This window comes from Alteromonas sp. OM2203, from assembly GCF_048517045.1.
GTDB lineage: Bacteria > Pseudomonadota > Gammaproteobacteria > Enterobacterales > Alteromonadaceae > Alteromonas > Alteromonas gracilis.
In genome coordinates this window covers 752445-774932 of the sequence record NZ_CP183209.1, presented here as the reverse complement: position 1 = coordinate 774932, position 22488 = coordinate 752445, and the positions used below count along the sequence as shown (strand labels likewise).

The following is a 22488-nucleotide window of genomic DNA, read 5'->3' as shown; positions in this document are numbered from 1 at the left end:
AAATGGTTTTTGCTAGGCCTTTCAACCTTCATAAGAATCTGCCGTCGATGCTTTCTAAAAAATATTAATAAGAAAAGTAAGCACTGTTGGCTAACGTGTTGCTTCCCTCAAAGGAAGCCCATGGTTACGCTGTCTCTAGTATAACGGTGGCAACGGCGTAATGCTGCTCATCTGAGATACTAATTACACTTCGTGTTATGCCTCGCGCTTCACATATTGATGCAAATTCACCAGAAAAATGTAATTCTGGCGCACCTAGGTCGTTATTGCGCACTTCAATATGTTGCCAGCTGACACCATTGCCAATACCAGTGCCTAGCGCTTTAACCGCCGCTTCTTTTGCAGCAAAACGTTTGGCTAAAAAGCGCACCGGCGTGCTGTGCTCACTGAACTGCTGCAGTTCAGCAGCCGTAAGCACACGCTTGGCCAAGCGTTCATTGACACCATCGCCTTTTCCAAGGCGTGCAATTTCTACTATATCCGTACCCAATCCAGCGATAGCCACTGTTTGTTTTACCTTTATTAAATACCTGCTCGAGCTTCAAGCATGAGTTTACGCATATCGGCAACGGCAGTGTGAAGGCCATCAAACGCCGCGCGCGCAATAATGGCGTGACCAATGTTTAGCTCGATTAGCTGAGGAATAGCCGCGATAGGTTTAACATTATGATAGTGCAAGCCATGACCCGCATTCACTTTCAGCCCTAAACTGTCGGCGTACTCAATTCCCTCTACTAAACGAGCGAGTTCTTTGTGCTGCTCTTCTTCGCTGATGGCTTCTGCGTATTGCCCTGTATGAATTTCGATATAAGGCGCTTTACATGCTGCTGCCGCGTCAATTTGCGCTTTATCTGCATCAATAAATAACGACACCAGAATGTTTGCATTAGCGAGTCTTTCACAGGCGGCTTTGATATTGTGAAAATTGCCCGCTACATCAAGGCCACCTTCAGTGGTTAATTCTTCTCGCTTTTCAGGTACTAAGCAGCAAAAAACGGGTTTCACTTCCTCTGCAATAGCAAGCATTTCATCGGTGACCGCCATTTCTAAATTCAGTCGCGTATTGATGGTCTGCGCCAAAATACGTACGTCGCGGTCTTTTATATGGCGGCGATCTTCACGTAAATGAACCGTTATGCCATCTGCGCCCGCACGCTCAGCTATATCAGCAGCGTGCACTGGATCTGGATAATGTGTACCACGCGCATTGCGAAGCGTTGCGATATGGTCGATGTTAACGCCTAATAAAATCGTGCTCATTTCACCACCTAGCGTAAAAGAACGAAGAAGCACTCTTCGTATCTATCAAGTTGATTTAACGGCGTAATACGCCTTTGTAAGGTTTGAAGATTGTAACAAAGTTTTTGATTTTAGGTGCTGTTTACGCGCTTGAGTTAAGAGAAAATAATTTTTACTAAGATGAACAAGCCGTTATCTTGTCCACCCTTTACGCGAATGCTCAACGGGGCTTTGACATAAAGAGTTCCCGACTTTTCAGCGGCTTGTCACCAATAAGTGGTTTAAGTAAATCGCGGCAAAGTACTTTTGCCACCTTTTTACTAAGGGGGGTAAATTCGCCCTGCGACAAACTGAGTAAGGCTTGGCCAGGTAACCCCCGCATTCCTCTTGCGCCTGCCGCATCCTCTGGCAATCTAATAAATCCAGCATCCATCTGAAAATGGTAGCTTCCGCTTTCCACTATCGGCATCTCGTATTCCACGTCCGTTGTGAAATCGGGCAACAGACCCATTTCATCAAGCAATGCAAACTCAAACTGCCTCAAGGTAACTTCTATATCGTTTTCATCACGCAGTGATAACAGTGCATTTTCATACGCATTGTGCACGCCATCGCTGGCAAGACCTGCGGGCATTATGCGGTTAGTTAATTCATTGACATACATGGCACAAAATAAGGCGGTACCCGCAAGGTTGATGGAGGGAGAAACGCTTTCAACGTGCCGCAAGTTCTTTAACTCTGATTTACCACTAAGCTGCAAACGAAGGTGTTGAAAAGGTTGGAGCAGACTTTTTTTATCTGACTTACTGTTTTTTACGCCTTTCGCAACCGCACTTATCCGTCCTTCTTCCAACGTGAAAAAATCAACAATATAGCTGGTTTCCCTGTAGGGGCGTCTATGTAACACATAGGCATTTAACCATTCATTATTCATTGTTTCTCACTGTGTTTTATCGGCATACGATGTTGCTACCCGTAGCAGCGATCCCGTTTCAATTTTTATTCATTAGACGGCAATGGAGCATTCTACGAGCCACGCGCCTAACTGCGTTTGATTCGAACCACTTTCATAGTTTCAAATTCAATACCGGCCACATCTTCAACATGTCGATAGTAAGTCACATTAACCCGAGCACCTTTCAAGCTCTGGTACTGCTGCTTACGTCGGTAGATAAAGGGCACATCGATGCCTTCCAGCATAATGGTGTGGCGGATCCAATCACTGTCTTTCTCTTCACGCTGCACATGCGACATCACTTTAACATTGTCGGTTTGATTTAGCTGACGATGCTTTTCAACCAATTTCTGTCTTTCGCTTTTCACCCTTTTGTACCCTTTGATTTTCCCTGAAGCCACGTCCACTATGCTATATCGCTTCTATTTGCTCCACAATAAGTTGCACCGTTTCTTGCCCTCTAAATACATTGATATCGAGTCGATAAGCAATTCGAATACGCTTGATCATAGCATTTGGCCATGAGTTGATATCAACATTAAATGCTATAGCGTCGACCTCGTTGATACCGTCAGACTTTAGCACCATTTTAAGATGTTTTTGCCCCACTAAACGCTGATCGAGAAGGGTAAATTCACCATCAAATAGTGGAGACTCGAAGCCTTGTCCAAATGGGCCAGCTTGTCGCAGCAGGTGTGCAAAAGGCAGACAGAGTTCTTCTGATGATAAATCACCGTCCGAGAGCAGCGCGTGACTACCGTCGAGTTTTTCCATATGCCTAGCCGCGATTTCAATAAACCCCTTCTCAAAGTCTTGCAACTTTTCAACAGGCAAGCTTAGGCCTGCTGCCATGGCGTGCCCACCAAACTTTTCAATAACACCCGGATAGCGGGTATTCACTTCATCAAGCACATCACGAATGTGTACGCCCGGAATAGAGCGTGCGGAGCCCTTAATGATTGCGTCGTCTTGATGGGCAAAAGCGATAACGGGTTTAAGATACTTTTCTTTTAAACGCCCTGCGACTATCCCAATAACGCCCTGATGGAAGTCTTCACGATAAACCACCAGTGCACTTGGCATATCCCCCTCATCTAGCGCCATTTGCTCAAGCACAGCTTCAGCTTGCGCTTTCATACCGGTTTCAATTTCACGGCGCTCTTTATTAAGCGCGTCAAGTTCAGCCGCTATCATTCGCGCTTGAATCACTTCTTCTTCTAACAGGCAGGCAATGCCTTGCGACATGTCATCGAGGCGTCCTGCCGCATTGAGCCTAGGCCCAACAACAAAGCCTAAGTCAGTTGACGTCAAATGAGCGCAATCGCGATTGGCCACTTCCACCAGCGCCTTAATACCTGGCCGGCATTTGCCAGCCCGAATGCGCTGAAGCCCCTGGTGAACCAAAATTCGATTATTCTTATCCAGTACCACCACGTCTGCCACAGTACCGACGGCAACGATATCAAGCAGTGAAGCTAAATTTGGCGGCGCGATGCCTACCTTTTCAAAATACCCTCGCTGCTGCAACTCAGCCTTTAGCGCAAGCATAATATAAAAGGCAACGCCGACACCTGCTAAGTTTTTAGAGGGAAACGTACAACCGGGTTGGTTAGGATTTACTATCGCGTCAGCTGGCGGTAAGACTTCACCAGGTAAATGGTGGTCGGTAACAACAACCTGCATTCCTAGTGCTTTAGCATGGGTTACACCATCAATACAGGATATGCCGTTATCCACCGTAACAATTACCTCTGCCCCTTGTTTAGCAGCTTCGTCTACGATGGGCACGCTAAGTCCGTATCCAAAATCGAATCGATTAGGCACTAGGAAATCGACATTGTGATAGCCCATGGCGCGAAGCGCCAAAATGCACACTGAGGTACTGGTGGCACCATCGGCATCAAAATCGCCAACAATAATTATGCGCTTATTTTGTTCTATCGCATCAGCGAGGATTTGCGCTGCTTCTGGCATCCCTTTCAGGGCGTTGAAGTGGGTCAATCCTTTGAGACCGTTTTCCAAATCATCCATATTCGCAACATTGCGGCCACGATAAATTCTGTCGATAACTGGGTGTAAGTCTGAGCTTAGCGAGGTGCCCGAAACCTCGCGGCGAACAATAGGCAAAATCATGAGATACCACTAACCAATATTGTCGTTACAATTGATGATGTACAGTGTCGACATACTCTTTACAGTAACAACCTACTCTTTCAGTATCGCAATGTCTCACTGTACAAAAATGTGATGAAAAACTTTTTGGAAAAGAATTTAAGAGATAATACCCCAGAAAAAGAAAAAACGCACAAGTGCGTTTTTTCTATAATCTTTTGGAGTTCTACAAAGCGTTATTCTGTCGCTTCTAGCGCCTTTGTCAACAAAGCAGCAGGCTGATATCCAGGTATCAGTGAACCGTCAGGCAAGATAATATTTGGGGTGCCATTTACCCCTAACTTTTGCCCCAGCATATACTGTTCCGCTACCTTATTTTTGCAGCTTGCGCTGGCTACATCGCTACCCGCTTTTGCTCTAGTAAGTGCTTTTTGAGGGTCTTTGGCACACCATACTGACACCATATCTTCGTAATTCTGACTATTTAGGCCCGAACGAGGAAATGCAAGGTAATGAACAGTGATGCCAGCATCATTCAACGCATCAATTTCGTTGTGGAATTTACGGCAGTAGCCACAGGTAATGTCGGTGAAAACACTGATTTCGTGCTTTTCATCTTTCGCTTTAAACGTTATTGAAGACGACTCCATTTTTTTTACGCCGTCTTTACGCAGACCAGAAAGCGCAATTTCTGTCTCGTTGCGCATTTCTTCGTCGATATTAAATACACGGGCCTGCAGTAAGTATTGACCATTTTCACTAACGTAAAACAAGCCGCGGTTTGTAGATACCTGCACCAAACCTGACACTGGAGAGTCTGCAATCGTTTCCACGTCTAAACCTAACATCGACGTTAACTTGTCACGAATAGCGGCTTCATCAGCGGCGTGTGCGCTAAGCCCGAGTAATGAACTTGCTGCGACAACGCCAGCTAACAATATTTTCTGTACTACTTTCACTAAACATTTCTCCATTGTGCCTTTTGGGCAACTGCGCTGGTGCTCTCATTAACCATAAAGCAACCGCTTACAATCTAACGTTACTTCTCATCAGACCGTATTAGTTACCCAAAAATTGCATTTCACATGCTAACTTTCAGGGAATATTCACGCCAAAAAGATGGCCGAGAGCTCTTATTCTAATTAATGCTCACATTACGATCACAACAACTTTCACTCGACTAGAATATCCTACCATACACAATTCAACTTAATACACGCTGAATATGAACCTTATCTTATGCAGTACACCACTTATAGTATTTGTGATTTAAAGTTCAGTTCTTTTAACACTAGCCTCTTGGGTGATGACTGTGAATAAGCGTTTGAAGTCGCTCTGTTGCCACATGGGTATAAATTTGAGTAGTAGAGAGGTCACTGTGTCCTAACAGCATTTGCACAACACGCAAATCAGCGCCGTGATTAAGCAAATGTGTTGCGAAGGCATGCCTTAGGGTGTGTGGTGACAAATGCTGTTCAATTCCGGCTTTCACAGCATAATATTTAATACGGTGCCAAAACGTCTGACGAGTCATTTTCTGGCCCCGTTTGCTAAGGAACACAAAGTCAGAGGGCTTAGTTGCCAGGATGGGACGCGCCGTTTTGATATAGGTAAGCAGCCATTCAATTGCTTCTTCCCCTAATGGAACTAAACGCTCTTTGTTACCTTTACCTACTACTCGCACTACACCTTGTTGAATACTTATCTGATCCATCGTCAACCCGATAAGTTCACTCACTCGAAGACCGGTAGCGTAGAGCACTTCGAGCATGCTTTTATCTCTACATTCAATAGGGTCGTCCGTAAGCGGTGAATTAAGCAAGTCTTCTACCTGCTGTTCGCTTAAAGATGAGGGCAACGCTTTGGGTGTTTTAGGGTTAGATAGCGCTGAAACTGGGCTATCAACGCGAACTTGCTTGCTAATAAGATAAACGAAAAACGCTCGAATTGCGCTCAGCGCTCTTTGAGTACTGCGTGTCGATAATCCTTTATCGTGGCGAAATGCTAAATAGTCCTGAAGCTGCTCGGTAGTTAACACTGCGATATCTTTAACGCCTACGTTATTGCTGAAAATAGCAAGCTTGGTAAGGTCTGTGCGATAGCTTTGCTGCGTATGTTCTGACAACCCTTTTTCAAGCCACAGCATTTCGATAAATCCATCGATATGCGCTTGGCTGGCCGCCGGCACATAGGTTAGCTCGCGTTCAGTTCTCGCCATTTAAAAGCCACGCTTTTGTTTGATTAATTCATAGGCTGACTGAATATCTTGTGCTTTTTTCTTAGCAATTTCCATGGCCTGCTCTGGCAACCCTTTAGAGACAAGCTTATCCGGGTGATGTTCAGCCATGCGTTTTCTGTAAGCACGTTTAATGGTTTTCTCATCGTCGGAAGACGACACGCCTAATATTTTATAAGCGTCATCAATACTTTGCTGTTCTGAATATGCAGATTGATGCCCGGCAGAGTGTTGACGTTGCCCCGCTCCCGAGTGACCACGCTGACCGCCTCGTTGTCTAAAGCGAATTTCCGCCTCGTACATAGAAATTAAGTAGTCTAAATCCCGGCGTCTAAAGCCTAACGGTTTCGCTACTTTCTCAAGTACATGATATTCCTCTTGAGAGAGTTGACCGTCGGCAAATGCAGCTTGGATAAGTATTTCCAGAAATACTTGGAGTATATCTCTTCTTCCATGACTTGCTTCATAGAACCCTTTTAAGGTGTCGACCAAAGGAAAATCCCGTGCTTTTCCTTCTCTAAACGCATCTTGTGCTTCACGTCGAGCATCACCTGTTAGGCGCATTTCATCCATTAGTGATGTAGCGATCTGGATTTCACGGTCTGTTACTTTACCGTCTGACTTGGCTAAATGCCCTAATGCACTAAACAAGCTATGAAAGAAAATAGCCTGTTGCTTTAGGTTATCCTGATCGGTAAAAAAACGGCCAAATCCACCTAACTGATTGAAATCTTGACGGTAGGCTTTATCGAAAAAATGACCAACTAATAGGCCTAAAATTGCCCCAGGTATTTTAAGAAACATAAAGCCGAATAAGGCGCCGAGGATTTTTCCCCAAATTGACATCGCGTCATACTCCATTAGTGCACGAATCAAAAAGGTAATGCTTTCTTTGCCTGCGCACGCCGTGCACAGCGTGACATGTCCTGCATCATATCAAATACATAAGCTAGTTAACTAGCGCTTGTAGCGCTTTGCTTGACGTTTTTCCCTAGTATCTGTCCCAACAGTACTAATGCGCTATTTATTGGGCAACCACGATTCTCTCTTCTGGTCTTGAAGGCTTAAAATCAAGCATTGAGCAGATAATCGCCTTACTCGTTGCGATGATAAACCTATAAAAGTGCATTTTTTTACCTGAATGGTTGGTAATTGCGCCAGAAGTGCTTAGAATTGAGCCCCTAAATAAAAAGTAATCGCAAGTGATAAACTGATTCACCTCAAGCTTTGGTTGGAACTGGTACTATCACTGGTTTTTTAAACGTTATGTCGAACTAACCAAGACGCACACCGTCTCACTTGGGTTTAAAAGCAACATACAACAAAACAGGCCACCCATTAACGCATGAAAAACACCTGCGCCATGCTTGTTTCCGCGACTCTTTTGCCTACGGTCGCGTTTGCACAGGAAACGACAACTTTAGACTCTATCTCCCTAACAGATGCAGCTCCATTGGCGTTTTGTTCGGTGGAACCTGTTACTTTTAGCAGCCAGGCACTAATGCCTAAAGGCCACGTAAAAGTGGAAGCAAACCGCACTGAAATTATCCAAGATACCGTAGCCCTGTTTTCAGGCAATGTCGATATTACCTCGGATACCGCAATAATCAGTGCATCACAGGCCCAAATCAATGGCGGTGGTCGCGACCTTATTGCGAAAGGTGATGTGACCTACCAAGATGCGCAGTTAAAAGTAGAAAGCGATGCTGTAACTCTTCGTTCAGAAGAAGAGCGTCTAGAAATGCAAAACACCCGATATCAACTTACCGGTTTTGTCGGCCAAGGCGCTGCCAAAGATATAGTACTCGATACCGCCTCAGGTATTGTGCTTAAAGACGTAAGCTTTACTACCTGCCCTGAAGGTGAAGAAGACTGGTCGATACGGGCCAGTGAAATAAGTTTGGAAAAAGGGACAGTATGGGGGCAAGCCAAACATACTCGGTTTTATATTGCCGACGTGCCGGTGTTCTACTTACCCTATTTTGCTTTTCCAGTAAGCAATGAAAGACAAACAGGTCTGCTGTTTCCTGAACTAACCAGCTCGAGCAGAACTGGGGTCGATTACACTCAACCTTTTTATTGGAATATTGCGCCTAATTACGACATGACGATATCGCCGCGAGTGATGTCACTTCGCGGCCTGCAGCTTAATACTGAGTTTCGTTATTTAACTGAGCGCAGTGAAGGTAAAGCCTACGTAGAATACTTACCAAGCGATTCGGATATTGAAGGTAACCCTGACCGTTATTTTTATCGGTTAGAACACCAAGGCCTGATTGCTGATAATTGGTTGCTCAACATAGACTTTAACGGGTTGAGTGATAATAACTACCTTGTAGATTTAGGCTCTGACTATTACAGCCGTGCAGATACTCACCTTTATCGCAGCGTTGGGTTAAGTTACTACTCAGAAAATTTATCTGTAAATATGCAGATAAAAGATTTCGAGGTACTTGGTGACACCGCAGATAGCTACCGCGCCGTACCTGAAATAAAGGTGAATTACAGCAAATCTTTAGGCGACTATTTTGAATTTAACTTGGATTCAGAAGTCGCGCATTTTGACAATACGCTAGATACAGCGCCAACCGCCACCCGTTTTCACATTGCGCCAACACTGGCGATGCCGCTACGCGCCGCATGGGGTGAACTTGTCGCTGAAACTACGGTATTTCAAACGGTTTATCAGCAAGATAACGTTGAGGGCACTAACTTAAAAGAGGACGTGGAGCGCACTCTTGGTCAAGCGCGTCTTTACGGCGCATTGTATTTTGAGCGAGATACATCATGGTTTAGTGACGACATGTCCATGACACTAGAGCCGAAAGTACAGTACCTCTACACCTCTTATGAAGACCAAACTGCCATCGGATTTTACGATTCCACGCCTCTTCTTACCGACGTGGAAGGGCTATTTAGGGGCCAGGAATTTACTGGACTTGATCGCATTAGTGACAACAATCAGATAACCCTTGGCGCTACCACACGCATGCTTGATAAAAACAATCGGGAACAATTTGTTCTTAGTGTGGGTCAGATATTCTACCTTGAAGATAACAAAGTCGTTGCGGCAACTAAAAATCAAGATCGTTCTGCACTTGCGGCCGAAATTGACTGGCGCTTTAACAACAATTGGTTCTTCCATTCTGATGTGCAGGTAACCACTGATACTGATAAAGTTGATTTGAGTAGCGTAGGTATTGAATACCGCAAAGATGACGCGCGCTTTATTCAATTAAGTCATCGCTATGTTCGCGATCTCAGCGGCGAGACGATAGATCAAATCGGTATTTCTGCAAGCTGGCCTATTTCTGAAAACTGGCAATGGGTTGGCCGTACGTATCGAGATTTAGAGCGCAACAGAAGTGTAGAAACTTATGCAGGTATACAATATGAATCTTGCTGCTGGGCAGTGCGCCTTGTTGCACAGCGCAGCTTAAATAACCGTTATAATGACGTTGGCCAGCAAACAACCGACGACTTTGATTCTGGTATATCGCTGCAGTTTATCTTTAAAGGTATTGGTTCGTCGGGAACCCGAAGAAGCATGCTACAAGACGGTATGTTTGGCTATCGTCAGCCTTATAGTTTAAATTAACCCGCAGTTGAGCGTTTTTAATCGCTTAAATGCAATTAACCAATAATAAAAGAGTGTGTATGAAGTTCATTATCCGTGCATTGATGTTAGGTGCCCTACTCTCGTTTAACAGTGTTGCGCAAGAAGTTATGCTCGACCGTGTTGCTGTCATTGTTGACCAAGGCGTGGTACTTGAAAGCGAAATTGATGCCCTTGTACAAGAAGTAAAGCGCAACGCAGAAGCGAATAATCAACAGCTGCCTTCAGACAGAGCGCTGCGCACACAGGCTATTGAGCGTTTGATCACCAAAAACCTACAGCTTCAAATGGCTGAACGTATGGGTATACGCATCAGCGACCCACAGTTAGAACAGACCATTAGCAATATTGCGTCTAACCAAAATGCAACCGTTGAACAACTTCGTGCTCAATTGGCAGCTGAGGGTATCGCCTACGATGATTACCGCGAAGATATTCGTGAAGAAATTATCATGGGTGAAGTTCGCCGTGCTAACGTGCGCCGTCGTGTTTACATTACGCCACAAGAAATTGATACGCTGATTGACTTAATTGAGCAACAGGGCGCGACCCAGGCAGAATACCGTTTAGGCCACATTCTTATTGGTTTTCCGCCGGAACCAACGGATGAAGATATTCAAGCTGCTCGTGAGCGTGCAGATAAAGTCATTTCACTCTTAGAGTCAGGTTCTGATTTTGCTAAAATCGCCATTGCATCATCGTCAGGCAATGAGGCACTAGAAGGCGGTGATATGGGCTGGCTGAACATTAATGCTATGCCTACACTGTTTGCTGAAGCTGTTCAAGACAAGGATAAAGATGCGCTTGTTGGGCCTATTCGAAGTGGTGCTGGTTTTCACATTTTGAAAGTGTTAGACACACGCGGAATTGAAAAAGTCACTGTTGAAGAAGTAAATTCTCGTCACATTCTTGTGAAGCCGTCTATCATTCTTAGTGAAGAGAAGGCCAAAGCAATGCTCTCTCGCTTCAAAGAAGAAGTGAAAAGCGGTGAATCAGAATTTGCTGATTTAGCGAAAGAATATTCAGAAGATCCGGGATCGGCCCTTCGTGGTGGCGAGCTTGGCTGGTCAGACCCGAGCAATTATGTTCCTGAATTCAAAGACGCATTATCTCAACTTGAGCCGGGTGAATTCAGTGAACCAGTTCGCACCGTTCATGGCTGGCACCTAATTCAGCTTATCGATCGTCGCATGGATGACGCAACAGATAAGCGTAAAGAAGACAAAGCATACCAGCTTATCTTCAACCGTAAATTTGCAGAGGAAACCGAGAACTGGTTACGTGAGATGCGCGATGCAGCTTACGTCGAAGTTGTCGAGTCGTAACAATAAGTTATTCATGACTACACCAATAAAAATAGCAATAACCCCGGGAGAGCCGGCAGGTATCGGGCCAGATTTGATAATTAAACTGGCCCAAGAAGCATGGCAAGCGCAGCTTGTCGTATTTGCCGATGGCGAGATGCTTAAAGCACGAGCAAGCGCCTTAGGTCTTCCCCTCACACTTATCGATTACGATGCCAATAACCCGCAGATTCAAGCTGCGGGTTCACTGTTTATAAAACAAATTGATACGTCGGTCGAAGTTTTACCGGGCACCCTTGATAGCGAAAACGGTTTATACGTGGTAGAAACTCTGCGTCAAGCGTGTCAGGCAAATATGGAAGGCGATTTTGATGCGGTTGTTACAGGCCCTGTTCACAAAGGTATTATTAACAAAGCGGGCGTATCGTTTAGTGGCCATACCGAATTTTTTGCGTATCAATCAAATACCATAGACGTTGTGATGCTACTTGCCACTGAAGGGCTAAACGTTGCGCTTGCTACAACCCATATTCCGTTAGAATATGTAGCAAAAGCAATAACTCGAGACCGTCTGTACAAAGTTATTCATATCATCAATACCGATTTAAAACTTAAATTTGGTATTAAAGAGCCCCACATATATGTATGCGGTTTGAACCCGCATGCCGGAGAAGATGGGCATATTGGCACTGAAGAAATTCATACAATTATTCCTGCGCTCGATGAGCTTAGGGAAGAAGGGCTAAAGATAACTGGACCTTTACCGGCCGATACCATCTTTCAACCTAAATACTTAGAACATGCTGACGTAGTGCTTGCTATGTATCATGACCAGGGCCTTCCCGTGTTAAAATACAAAGGTTTTGGGGCATCTGTGAACATTACCTTAGGATTACCCTTTATTCGCACTTCGGTCGATCACGGTACTGCGCTAGATTTAGCGGGTACGGGAGAAGCCGACGCCGGCAGTTTTAGAAAAGCATTGGAAAAAGCCATTGAGCTTGCATATCACCAACAATGAGTAAAACACATTTAGGCCATACGGCCAGAAAGCGATTTGGACAAAATTTCTTACATGATGAATATGTTATAGGAAAAATTGTCGCCGCAATCGCGCCTAAAAACGAACAAAACTTGGTAGAGATTGGACCTGGTTTAGGTGCGTTGACAGACCCCGTTTGTGAAGAAGTAGACGCACTAACGGTTATAGAATTAGACCGCGACTTAGCAAAGCGCTTACGCCATCATCCGTTCAATGGTGATAAACTCACCGTTATTGAACAAGACGCGATGACCATGGATTTTGGCTCACTGGCCAAAGAGATGCCGGTAAAAGACAAAAAGCTTCGCGTGTTTGGTAACTTGCCTTACAACATCTCAACGCCGTTGATGTTCCACCTTTTCGACCATGCTCACTGCATTGAAGACATGCACTTCATGCTACAAAAAGAAGTGGTTAATCGTTTGGCTGCAGGGCCTGGGTCGAAAAATTACGGCAGGCTTTCCGTCATGGCACAATATTATTGCCATGTTATCCCGGTACTGAATGTGCCGCCTGGTGCGTTTAAGCCACCACCAAAAGTCGATTCTGCGGTAGTGAAGCTTGTGCCACACCAGGCACCGCCTGTTGACGTTGAGTCTGTGAATACACTCGAACGTGTTTGTGCTCAAGCCTTTAATCAGCGCCGTAAAACCATACGCAACTCACTTAAAGATTGTTTAAGTGAAGATGAAATTCGTGAACTGGGTCTCGACCCTACTTGTCGCGCTGAAGTTTTATCACTCAACGATTTTGCCACACTGGCTAATGCAGTAACGGCAAAAGAGAGTCAACAAGAGCAATAGCCATATTCATGGATGTACTTGATATTAAGGTGCGGGTAAAAACCCGCCACCTCCCAGAACACCTTCCGTCAGATTCAAAGCAGTTTGCCTTTGCGTACCACATCACAATTGAGAACAATAGTGATAAAACCGTACAGCTTATTAATCGCTATTGGAAAATAACTGACGCAGATGGCAAGACGTCGGAAGTACAAGGCGCAGGTGTGGTGGGTAAACAACCCATATTGAAAGCTGGCGAGCAATTTGAATATACGAGTGGCGCAGTCATTGACACCCCAGTGGGTAATATGGAAGGCTATTACGAGATGGAGTTAGAAGACGGCGAGCGTTTTCGACTTCCAATCGATATATTTCGTCTAGCTATCCCTAGTATTCTCCATTAAGGATTTTATGTCTCACGGAAACACTTACGTCGTTGGCGATATTCAAGGCTGCTATGATGGTCTTCGTCGCCTTCTTGATAAAGTTAAATTCGATGACACAAACGATACGCTTCTTGCTGTAGGCGACTTAGTTGCCCGGGGAGAAGACTCCCTAAATACGCTACGCTTTTTAAAATCCCTCGGTAAAAATTTTCATAGCGTGTTGGGCAATCATGATTTACATCTGCTCTCGGTAGTTAATGGCATACGAAAGTCAAAAAAGTCAGATAAATTAGAGCCACTGCTTAAGGCATCAGACTTACCTGAACTTGTTGACTGGCTACGACGCTTTCCGTTGGCAATGAAAATTGACGATCGCTCGGTAATGATACATGCGGGGCTTTATCCTAAATGGTCTATCGAACAAAGCATATCTCTTAGCGACGAAGTCAGCGAAATTTTGATGGCTGATAACTATGCTGACTTTCTGGAAAGCATGTACGGGAATACCCCCGATAATTGGTCTGAGAACTTAGAAGGCGCAGAGCGACTTCGCTTTATCGTAAATGCGTGTACTCGTATGCGATTTGTTTACGATAATGGCACACTCGATTTTAATAACAAGTCCCACCCTAGCGCCGTGTCTCATAGCACGAGCAACACAATCATGCCTTGGTTCGAGCGTAAAAACACTCAGCTTTCATCTGAACAACGGGTTGTTTTTGGTCATTGGGCAGCGCTTTCTGGCCAAACTAACAGCCATCAATTTATAGGGCTAGATACGGGATATGTTTGGGGACAGAGCATGACCTTACTGAATTTAGACAACTCATTACAAGTTGCAATCGACGCTTAAAAAACACAAAAGACAACTTTAATACCAGTCCGCATAGATAATTCCCCCCTTACCGACGCTACTTTTAAAAAATAACTGGTATTACCAGCTAAATTTTGCAAATTATTTTTATACTAAGTGACTAAATAAAATAAACATTAAGTTATTGTAGCCGATACAATTACGTCAGTTAGTAACGATGATGTTTAATTATCTTCTCTGCTTAAGAACAATACTGCAGCTTTTAAGCGCTATATTTTGTTGGCTGAGACGGGTAATATCGTTAGAGATAAAAATAAAAACACTCATCCAGGAGTTCCGATGAAAATAACGGTAGCCACACGCGTAATCGGGGGATTTGTCGCGATTAGCGCACTTCTAATCGTCATTAGTGTTGTTTCACTTTATAACCTCAACTCAATAGGTTCAGCCACTGAAGAAGTTAACGATGTTGCGCTTCCAACAGTAGCGGGCAGTAACGCGCTTAAAGCAAGCTTTCTTAACATGGGTCGCCTGACCTTTGAAAGCTACATTGAAGAGAATTTAAGTGAGTTGAAAGACAAAAGAACGGCTTTCAATTCGGCAAAAGATACCTTCGAAAGTGAATATAAAAAGCTAGCACTGGCAGTTAACAACGAGCCTGAACTAAAAAATACGCTTAGCTCAGTACGCGAGTCTTACGAGAGTTATATCACTAACGTTGAGGCTATGTATAAAAACCACCAAATGTACCTTGATTTGCGCAACACGATTCAAGACAGACTCGGTGACGCTGAAGATAATGCTGACGACGCATCAACGTATCTACTAGACTTTTCAGATTTAGACAGTGTTCAGCGCGACGCAAACCTTCGTAGGGCAGCCGAGGTTGGCGGTCAGCTAGAAACTTCATTGCTTTCTTTGCTAACTGTATCTTATGAGTACATTAAAACTCAGACAATAGTACGTTCACAAACCTTGGGGAACGAAGTTGATCTTGTGGTTGAGAAAGTGGTAACTCAGCTGAGCGACATGATGCAGACCGCGGGCGGACGCGACGATTCGGGCACGCTTGATGACATTAACGATCTGGTTAATAACGCAATTAACGCGATCAAAGCAAACGACGGGGTAATGCAGCTTCACGTTGATAGATTAGAGCGCAGAAACGACGCTGAAAAAGGGTTAAACGCGTCAGATGACAATATTGCACAAGGTGTTGTAGCTCTAGAAAACCTACTTACGCTTGCAGATAAAAAAGCATCGCATGTGGAAAGTCAGGTAAACGGTGCTATCACAACGGGTAACACCGTTGTAATTGTGGTGGTATTAATTTCTATCGCCGTGGCGGCAATTATCGGTTTCGCAACAGTGCGCGCTATCACACGCCCCCTTTATCGCGTAAACGAGCTACTTACTGTTGCTTCATCAGGCGACCTCACACATCGTTTAGATGACTCTGCACAGGACGAATTTGGTCTTCTAGCGCGAAACTGTAATACGCTAATTGGTAACCTAAAAGAGCTTATCACTGCGATTAACGTGCGAGCGGAGCAGTTAGCTGCGGCGTCAGAACAAACGTCAGCGGTTACGGCACAAACTACCCATTCTATTCAAGATCAAAAATCACAAATTGGCCAAGTGGCCACGGCGACGACAGAAATGCACTCAACGTCGCAACTGGTCGTTCAGAATGCTGAAGATACACTAAGCCAAATTCGCCATGCAGATGCAGAAGCGGAAAACGTTCGTAAGATTTCTCTTGAAAATAAAAACACGATTGAGATCTTATCTCGCGACGTACAGGAAGCTGCTGACGTTATCAATAAGCTTCATCAAGACAGTGCGAGCATTGGCGGGATCCTTGACGTTATCCGCGGTGTTGCAGACCAAACCAATTTGCTAGCGTTGAACGCGGCTATTGAAGCTGCACGTGCAGGTGAGCAAGGCCGAGGCTTCGCGGTAGTTGCCGATGAAGTAAGAACCCTTGCCAGCCGTACGCAGGAGTCAACCCAAGAAATCAATGCCATGATTGAAGTACTACAAGCTGGGGCTGAGAAAGCTGTAGCGGTAATGGATCAAGGTAAAGAACAAACCGCGGCCTGCGTTGCGCAAACTGAAAAAGCAACCCAAGCACTGGATATCATCACCGATGCGGTGCACAAAGCACATGACGTAAGCTCTCAAATTGAGCAGTCAGCGCGTGAACAGAACACAGTGTCGCAAGAAATCAGTGAAAAGCTCGAAACCATTGTTGGCATCGCTGAAGAGACTACAGCAGGTGCACAACAAACGTCTGAGTCTAGCCATGAAGTGGCTCGCCTTGCTGACGAGTTACAGCAGTCTATTAGGCAGTTTAAAGTGTAATCTTGCTCAACAGACTATTTTAAAAGGGGCGCGCGCCCCTTTTTTTGTTTTTAGCTTGCCGAAATCAATCCATCCATCTTCTACCGCTGCGCTTCACTGTAAATATAAATGAGCATAAAAAGCTGGAAACACGTAATAAGAATATGAGTTTCTAACTTTTTTAAATAATATGTTTTTACGTCGAATTAGCCTTATTTCTGCATTAACCGTTTTTTGGATACCGCTTTCCATGAGTCATGCCGAGCCTTCGTATTACAAAGACACAGAAACACTTTCTTACGCCGTCATCGAAACACTTTCTGACGATACGGAGATTAGACACTATGAAGCGTCTATGGCCGTAGAATCGTCTGGTAATCAAGACACCGGGGCTTTCAGGCTCTTGTTTAATTACATTTCAGGTGAAAACAAAACGAACACTGATGTGTCAATGACGTCACCTGTAGAGGTTGGCAATAATGCCACAAAGATTTCAATGACCTCCCCTGTAGAGATGTCATCGTCAGAGAAAATGATGTTTTTCTTACCGAGTAAATACAGTGCTGAGAACGCCCCTTTGCCAACCCATAAAGATGTATCTTTAGTCACCGTGCCAGAAAGAACGGTGGCTGCAATTCGGTACTCTGGGCTAAACGGTGATGATAAAAAAGAGGAGTTTAAAAATAAACTGCTTAAAACGTTGAGCGATAACAATATCAAGGCGGTCGGAGCGCCCAGTTACATGGGGTATGATTCCCCTTTTACGCTTCCTTGGAATAAACGCCACGAGATCATCGTTCCTGTAGAAATTAAATAAACCAGTCTAGCCTTAAAAAAAACGGCCGCTTTCATAAGCGGCCGTTTTAATTTAATACATGCAATCACAGGTGTTATTCAAATAACGTTGTGTGAAGTTTTCGAACAATCACATCGCTGTCTGTTTCATTCACTAAAAACGACAAGTTGTGCGGGTTAGCACCAAAGCAAATCATACGCAGGTTAAAGTCTGATACCGCAGATAGAATTTTGCTTGAAACGCCTACAGCTGTCTGCATGTTGTTACCAACAACGGTAACAAGATCATAGCCTTTTTCCACTTTCACATCACAGATGGTCTCAAGTTCGGCAATGGTTTCTTTGTTCAGTCGCTGAGCCACAGAATTTGCTGGGTTATCAAGGGTAAAAGATACCGAGATTTCCGAGGTCGTAACCAAATCAACACTTAGCTTGTGCTTAGCGATGATGGCAAATACCTGCTGTAGGAAGCCTTGCGCATACATCATCTTCGGTGTTTTCACTGTCACCATTACCTGCTCTTTACGGCGAGTAATAGCACGATACGGTGGTTCGTGCTCACAGTCACGCACAATCCATGTACCGCCCTTTTCAGGCTCTTTGCTTGACCCTACAAACACTTTAATGTCTTTTCGAAGCGCTGGTTCCATAGTTGCCGGGTGAAGAACTTTGGCTCCGAAGGTGGCCATTTCCGCCGCTTCTTCAAAACTAAGCTCTGGCAAAGGGTGAGCCGCAGATGTAATGCGCGGGTCAGTTGTGTATACACCAGTTACATCGGTCCAAATTTCACACGATTCGGCATCAAGTGCTTCTGCAAGCAGGGCAGCTGTAAAGTCAGAACCGCCACGACCTAGCGTTGTGGTTCGGCCTTGTTCATCTGCACCGACGAAGCCTTGTGTAACAACGATAGCGTTCTCAATTTCAGGTGCCAATAATTGTTTGGACAGCTTTTCTATTTCTTCAATTTGAGGCGCGCCTTCACCAAACTCACTGTCCGTACGCAGCACCTTACGTACGTCAAAGTTCATGGTTTTCACGCCCTCTTCTGCAAGCACTGAGGCGAACATCAGTGATGACATTCGCTCACCCATAGAAAGCAGCTGATCTTTCAAGTCGTCTCGATGAAGTATTTCTTCGTGAAACGCTAAGCTACGCATTTCTTCTAACAAGTCATTGAGTTTCGGCTCTACCGCATCTTTGTCTTTTAACTTGTTAAGAATGGCAAGTTCAATGTTGATAATAGCCTGACAGGTCTCTTCAATTTGCTGCTGCGTCATGGGTGTATGCGCTAAACTTACTAGATGATTGGTTACACCTGCTGCAGCGCTTACTACCACAATGCGCGTTTTGTCATTACCGGCAACAATTCGGGCGCAGTTTTGCATTACTTCGTAATTCGCAACGCTAGTTCCACCGAACTTAGCTATCGATAAGGCATTTGTCACTATATTTAACTCCAGAATAAAACTAGCTTTTTGCTAGCAGTAACCGCGCGGTCTGCGCAGTTAATCAATCGTAATTTGGTCGCCTACTTTTATATTATTCTCGGCAAACCACCCTTGGTTCATTTCCAACGCGTAAAGTACCTCTTTCGATGATCCGACCGACTCCAAACTGTGGGGAGTGAGAGGTTTTATATCCGTTATTACGCCATTTCTGTCGATAAATGCCACGTCTAGGGGAACAAAAGTATTTTTCATCCACATGCCCGCAAATTTGGGGCTAGAAAATTTGAAAAACATACCGCAATCTACGCATAAGGCTTTACGAAACATTAGACCCTGGGCGCGCTGTTCGAAGGTTTTGGCATACTCTACTTCATAGTGCTTGCCGCCTATCTCCAGTGTGATAGATTCGAAGTCCACTGAATTCGGCGACGATACAGGGTCGACCTGCGCTTTTGCACACCCTAAGGTTAATACAAGTGCTGCAACAATAAAGAAAGATTTTCCCATTAGACATTCCTTTTCACCATAAAAAAAGCCGGTCACCTTAACGGTCACCGGCTTTGTAGTTTATACACTATTTTAGGCAACATTCAATGTTGGAATAATGCGCGCTTTCGCTTCTTCTTCAGCCTTCTTAAAGCTAGGCATTTTATCGAAGTTTAAGTAGCGGAAAACTTCACCAGACATCGCGTTAATTTTGCTGGCATATTCCATGTATTCGTCGGCTGTTGGGATACGTCCTACAATAGCGCCCACAGCAGCAAGCTCTGCTGAGGTCAAATATACATTGGCCCCATCGCCCAACCGGTTAGGGAAGTTACGAGTAGACGTTGAAAGGACCGTTGTACCAGCATCAACCCTTGCTTGGTTCCCCATACATAGTGAGCATCCTGGCATTTCTGTGCGCACACCCACACGACCATAAATATTATAATAGCCCTCTTCCATCAACTGGGCTTTATCCATTTTAGTCGGTGGTGACATCCATAAACGAGTTGGCAATGTTTTGTTGTACTGCTCAAGTAGCTTACCGGCTGCGCGGAAGTGACCAATGTTTGTCATACACGAGCCAATAAAGACTTCATCTACTTTATCGCCAGCAACTTCAGATAAGGTTTTTGCATCATCTGGATCGTTCGGGCAGCACACTATGGGCTCTTTGATCTCGTTGAGATCAATCTCTATAACCTCTGCGTACTCGGCATCTGCATCGGCACGCATTAATTCTGGGTTAGCTAGCCACTCTTCCATTTTCTGCGCTCGACGCTCTAACGTACGTGGGTCGCCATAACCTTCGTTAATCATCCAGCGAAGCATAGTAATGTTTGAACGCAGATATTCAGCGATTGACGCTTCAGAAAGGTTGATAGTACACCCTGCGGCTGACCGTTCTGCTGATGCATCTGAAAGCTCAAACGCCTGCTCTACCGTGAGGTTTTCTAGGCCTTCGATTTCAAGAATACGACCAGAGAAGGCGTTGATCTTGCCTTTTTTCTCTACCGTCAACAGCCCTTGTTTAATGGCGTACAGCGGAATGGCGTGTACTAGGTCGCGTAACGTAATACCCGGTTGCATATCGCCTTTAAATCGCACCAGTACCGATTCTGGCATATCAAGGGGCATAACGCCGGTTGCCGCAGCAAACGCCACTAAGCCAGAACCCGCGGGGAATGAAATACCTAGTGGGAAACGGGTATGGGAATCACCGCCAGTACCAACCGTATCCGGCAGCAACATACGGTTTAACCAGCTGTGAATAATACCGTCCCCCGGGCGAAGCGATACACCGCCACGGTTCATAATAAAGTCAGGCAATGTGTGCTGGGTTTCGATATCCACCGGCTTTGGATAAGCCGCGGTATGACAGAATGACTGCATGGTTAAATCGGCGGTGAACCCTAAACAAGCTAAGTCTTTGAGCTCATCGCGAGTCATAGGGCCTGTGGTATCTTGCGAGCCCACGGTTGTCATTTTAGGCTCACAGTAGGTGCCAGGGCGAATACCTTCAACACCGCAGGCTTTACCTACCATTTTCTGTGCTAGCGAGAAACCCGCTGCGCTTTCTTTGGGTTGTTCCGGCGTGCGGAAAAGATCGGTTGGGCCGAGACCAAGTGTCTCGCGCGCTTTCTCGGTGAGGCCGCGACCGATAATCAGATTAATACGTCCGCCTGCACGCACCTCATCTAAAATTACTTTCGACTTATAGCTGTATTCTGAGAGAAGCTCACCGGTTTCGTGATTAGTGATCTTGCCTTCAAACGGATAGATATCTATCACATCCCCCATGTTCATTTTGTCCACATCAGCTTCAAACACTAACGCGCCGGCGTCTTCCATTGTGTTAAAGAAGATAGGTGCGACTTTTGAACCAATGCACACACCGCCACCGCGCTTATTTGGCACGCCCGGCAGGTCTTCGCCAAAGAACCACAACACAGAGTTAGTGGCCGATTTACGCGACGAACCTGTACCGACTACATCACCGACAAAAGCGACAGGGTATCCCTTACTCTTAACTTCTTCTATCTGTGCCATTGGGCCTTTAACGCCTGGCTCCTCCGGAACAAGTCCTTCCCGCGGCATTTTATAAGCTGCAAGGGCGTGCAGAGGAATATCTGGGCGAGACCATGCGTCAGGGGCAGGAGACAAATCATCAGTATTGGTTTCACCGGTTACCTTAAAAACGGTGTAGGTAATTTTGTCGTCCATTAGCTTGCGCGACGTAAACCACTCACCCTCAGCCCACGATTTAATGATGTCAGTGGCGTACTCGTTACCTGCTTTGTGCTTTTCTTCCACATCGTGATAGGCATCAAACATTAAAAGCGTATGTTTTAGCTCTTTCGCTGCCAGCGGCGCTAATGCTTCATCGTCGAGTAGCGCTACTAATGTGGCGATATTGTAGCCACCGTGCATATTACCAAGCAGTTCAACGGCTTTTTCTTTAGAAATAAGCTCACAGCTGTCCTCGCCTTTTGCGATGGCACTTAGAAATCCGGCTTTAACGTAAGCCGCCTCATCAACCCCTGGCGGCACTCGCTCAGAAAGCAGTTCTAATAAAAAATCCCCTTCACCTTCCGGGGGATTTTTTAATAAATCAACCAGGCCAGCCACCTGTTCAGCATTGAGAGGTTTAGGTGGAATATTTTGAGCGGCACGTTCTTCAACGTGATTGCGGTAATCTTGTAACACAGTGTCTTCCTCTACGTTAGCTTGCGCGCTGGGAGTAAACGGTCTTGTGAACACTTGACGCAAGGTGTGTTTAATAAATCATCAACAGTATAACTTCACAGGCTAGTTTTTTAAATTTTGCGCCCTTTTTATTTACTTATAATCGCTATTCATACCATTACTTTTAAACGATAAAAGCGATTAAATAGAAGTAAATAAAGTCTTTCGAGTAATTAGCATATAGA

The 22488-nt window shown here is 45.0% G+C and carries 19 protein-coding genes; 8 read left to right on the top strand and 11 right to left on the bottom strand.

Going from position 1 to position 22488, the window contains the following annotated elements; translation table 11 throughout:
• Positions 1–124: 124 nt before the first annotated feature.
• The 8 genes from acpS to djlA all read right to left on the bottom strand — a co-directional run bounded on the left by acpS (position 125) and on the right by djlA (position 7388).
• Positions 125–505, bottom strand: coding sequence for a holo-ACP synthase (gene acpS, locus ACM0P2_RS03410; RefSeq protein WP_159118389.1), 381 nt, complete (start codon positions 503–505; stop codon positions 125–127).
• Positions 506–522: 17 nt separating this feature from the next.
• Positions 523–1260 carry a pyridoxine 5'-phosphate synthase gene (pdxJ, locus tag ACM0P2_RS03405; RefSeq protein WP_159118388.1) on the bottom strand — a complete coding sequence of 246 codons (738 nt, stop codon included), beginning with the start codon at positions 1258–1260 and terminating at the stop codon, positions 523–525.
• A 199-nt stretch (positions 1261–1459) separates the two neighbouring features.
• On the bottom strand, positions 1460–2173 hold the full coding sequence (recO, locus tag ACM0P2_RS03400; RefSeq protein WP_390608784.1) for a DNA repair protein RecO: 714 nt from the start codon (positions 2171–2173) through the stop codon (positions 1460–1462).
• 107 nt (positions 2174–2280) lie between these two features.
• Complete coding sequence (locus ACM0P2_RS03395) at positions 2281–2562, bottom strand: hypothetical protein (RefSeq protein ID WP_105930701.1); 282 nt, start codon at positions 2560–2562, stop codon at positions 2281–2283.
• A gap of 43 nt (positions 2563–2605) precedes the next feature.
• Positions 2606–4327: a single-stranded-DNA-specific exonuclease RecJ gene (recJ, locus tag ACM0P2_RS03390; RefSeq protein WP_159118385.1), complete on the bottom strand. Its 1722-nt coding sequence runs from the start codon at positions 4325–4327 to the stop codon at positions 2606–2608.
• A gap of 215 nt (positions 4328–4542) precedes the next feature.
• Positions 4543–5265 carry a bifunctional protein-disulfide isomerase/oxidoreductase DsbC gene (dsbC, locus tag ACM0P2_RS03385; protein WP_159118384.1) on the bottom strand — a complete coding sequence of 241 codons (723 nt, stop codon included), beginning with the start codon at positions 5263–5265 and terminating at the stop codon, positions 4543–4545.
• Positions 5266–5597: 332 nt separating this feature from the next.
• Complete coding sequence (gene xerD, locus ACM0P2_RS03380) at positions 5598–6524, bottom strand: site-specific tyrosine recombinase XerD (protein ID WP_159118383.1); 927 nt, start codon at positions 6522–6524, stop codon at positions 5598–5600.
• On the bottom strand, positions 6525–7388 hold the full coding sequence (djlA, locus tag ACM0P2_RS03375) for a co-chaperone DjlA (RefSeq protein WP_159118382.1): 864 nt from the start codon (positions 7386–7388) through the stop codon (positions 6525–6527).
• 499 nt (positions 7389–7887) lie between these two features.
• Between djlA and lptD the strand changes: the two genes are divergently transcribed.
• From lptD to ACM0P2_RS03335, 8 genes are all read left to right on the top strand, one after another.
• Positions 7888–10140 (top strand): LPS assembly protein LptD, encoded by a 2253-nt coding sequence (gene lptD / locus ACM0P2_RS03370; RefSeq protein WP_159118381.1) that lies wholly within the window; start codon positions 7888–7890, stop codon positions 10138–10140.
• A gap of 59 nt (positions 10141–10199) precedes the next feature.
• Entirely contained in the window at positions 10200–11483 is a 1284-nt protein-coding gene (surA, locus tag ACM0P2_RS03365; RefSeq protein WP_419227276.1) for a peptidylprolyl isomerase SurA, read from the top strand.
• Between the two features lie 13 nt (positions 11484–11496).
• Positions 11497–12483 (top strand): 4-hydroxythreonine-4-phosphate dehydrogenase PdxA, encoded by a 987-nt coding sequence (gene pdxA, locus ACM0P2_RS03360; protein ID WP_159118379.1) that lies wholly within the window; start codon positions 11497–11499, stop codon positions 12481–12483.
• Complete coding sequence (rsmA, locus tag ACM0P2_RS03355) at positions 12480–13307, top strand: 16S rRNA (adenine(1518)-N(6)/adenine(1519)-N(6))-dimethyltransferase RsmA (RefSeq protein ID WP_120960816.1); 828 nt, start codon at positions 12480–12482, stop codon at positions 13305–13307. Before pdxA ends, rsmA begins: the two co-directional genes overlap by 4 nt.
• Before the next feature lie 8 nt (positions 13308–13315).
• Complete coding sequence (apaG, locus tag ACM0P2_RS03350) at positions 13316–13690, top strand: Co2+/Mg2+ efflux protein ApaG (protein WP_159118378.1); 375 nt, start codon at positions 13316–13318, stop codon at positions 13688–13690.
• A 7-nt stretch (positions 13691–13697) separates the two neighbouring features.
• Complete coding sequence (locus tag ACM0P2_RS03345; RefSeq protein WP_419227275.1) at positions 13698–14525, top strand: symmetrical bis(5'-nucleosyl)-tetraphosphatase; 828 nt, start codon at positions 13698–13700, stop codon at positions 14523–14525.
• 300 nt (positions 14526–14825) lie between these two features.
• The gene (locus ACM0P2_RS03340; RefSeq protein ID WP_159118376.1) at positions 14826–16850 is read left to right on the top strand and encodes a HAMP domain-containing methyl-accepting chemotaxis protein; all 2025 of its coding nucleotides are present in this window, start codon (positions 14826–14828) and stop codon (positions 16848–16850) included.
• Positions 16851–17079: 229 nt separating this feature from the next.
• Positions 17080–17646 carry an SOUL family heme-binding protein gene (locus ACM0P2_RS03335; RefSeq protein WP_159118375.1) on the top strand — a complete coding sequence of 189 codons (567 nt, stop codon included), beginning with the start codon at positions 17080–17082 and terminating at the stop codon, positions 17644–17646.
• A gap of 73 nt (positions 17647–17719) precedes the next feature.
• Here the strand turns inward: ACM0P2_RS03335 and lysC are convergent, their stop codons facing one another.
• From lysC to acnB, 3 genes are all read right to left on the bottom strand, one after another.
• Positions 17720–19069 carry a lysine-sensitive aspartokinase 3 gene (gene lysC, locus ACM0P2_RS03330; RefSeq protein WP_419227274.1) on the bottom strand — a complete coding sequence of 450 codons (1350 nt, stop codon included), beginning with the start codon at positions 19067–19069 and terminating at the stop codon, positions 17720–17722.
• 60 nt (positions 19070–19129) lie between these two features.
• Complete coding sequence (locus tag ACM0P2_RS03325) at positions 19130–19579, bottom strand: DUF192 domain-containing protein (RefSeq protein WP_419227273.1); 450 nt, start codon at positions 19577–19579, stop codon at positions 19130–19132.
• Positions 19580–19651: 72 nt separating this feature from the next.
• Positions 19652–22264 carry a bifunctional aconitate hydratase 2/2-methylisocitrate dehydratase gene (gene acnB / locus ACM0P2_RS03320; protein ID WP_159118372.1) on the bottom strand — a complete coding sequence of 871 codons (2613 nt, stop codon included), beginning with the start codon at positions 22262–22264 and terminating at the stop codon, positions 19652–19654.
• Positions 22265–22488: the final 224 nt, after the last annotated feature.

Coding starts and splice junctions, on each gene's coding strand:
- ACM0P2_RS03340 (WP_159118376.1), top strand. CDS start 14,826: ATGAAAATAACGGTAGCCACACGCGTAATCGGGGGATTTGTCGCGATT.
- xerD (WP_159118383.1), bottom strand. CDS start 6,524: ATGGCGAGAACTGAACGCGAGCTAACCTATGTGCCGGCGGCCAGCCAA.
- pdxJ (WP_159118388.1), bottom strand. CDS start 1,260: ATGAGCACGATTTTATTAGGCGTTAACATCGACCATATCGCAACGCTT.
- ACM0P2_RS03345 (WP_419227275.1), top strand. CDS start 13,698: ATGTCTCACGGAAACACTTACGTCGTTGGCGATATTCAAGGCTGCTAT.
- djlA (WP_159118382.1), bottom strand. CDS start 7,388: ATGTCAATTTGGGGAAAAATCCTCGGCGCCTTATTCGGCTTTATGTTT.
- lptD (WP_159118381.1), top strand. CDS start 7,888: ATGAAAAACACCTGCGCCATGCTTGTTTCCGCGACTCTTTTGCCTACG.
- surA (WP_419227276.1), top strand. CDS start 10,200: ATGAAGTTCATTATCCGTGCATTGATGTTAGGTGCCCTACTCTCGTTT.
- ACM0P2_RS03325 (WP_419227273.1), bottom strand. CDS start 19,579: ATGGGAAAATCTTTCTTTATTGTTGCAGCACTTGTATTAACCTTAGGG.
- ACM0P2_RS03335 (WP_159118375.1), top strand. CDS start 17,080: ATGAGTCATGCCGAGCCTTCGTATTACAAAGACACAGAAACACTTTCT.
- apaG (WP_159118378.1), top strand. CDS start 13,316: ATGGATGTACTTGATATTAAGGTGCGGGTAAAAACCCGCCACCTCCCA.
- recJ (WP_159118385.1), bottom strand. CDS start 4,327: ATGATTTTGCCTATTGTTCGCCGCGAGGTTTCGGGCACCTCGCTAAGC.
- pdxA (WP_159118379.1), top strand. CDS start 11,497: ATGACTACACCAATAAAAATAGCAATAACCCCGGGAGAGCCGGCAGGT.
- recO (WP_390608784.1), bottom strand. CDS start 2,173: ATGAATAATGAATGGTTAAATGCCTATGTGTTACATAGACGCCCCTAC.
- rsmA (WP_120960816.1), top strand. CDS start 12,480: ATGAGTAAAACACATTTAGGCCATACGGCCAGAAAGCGATTTGGACAA.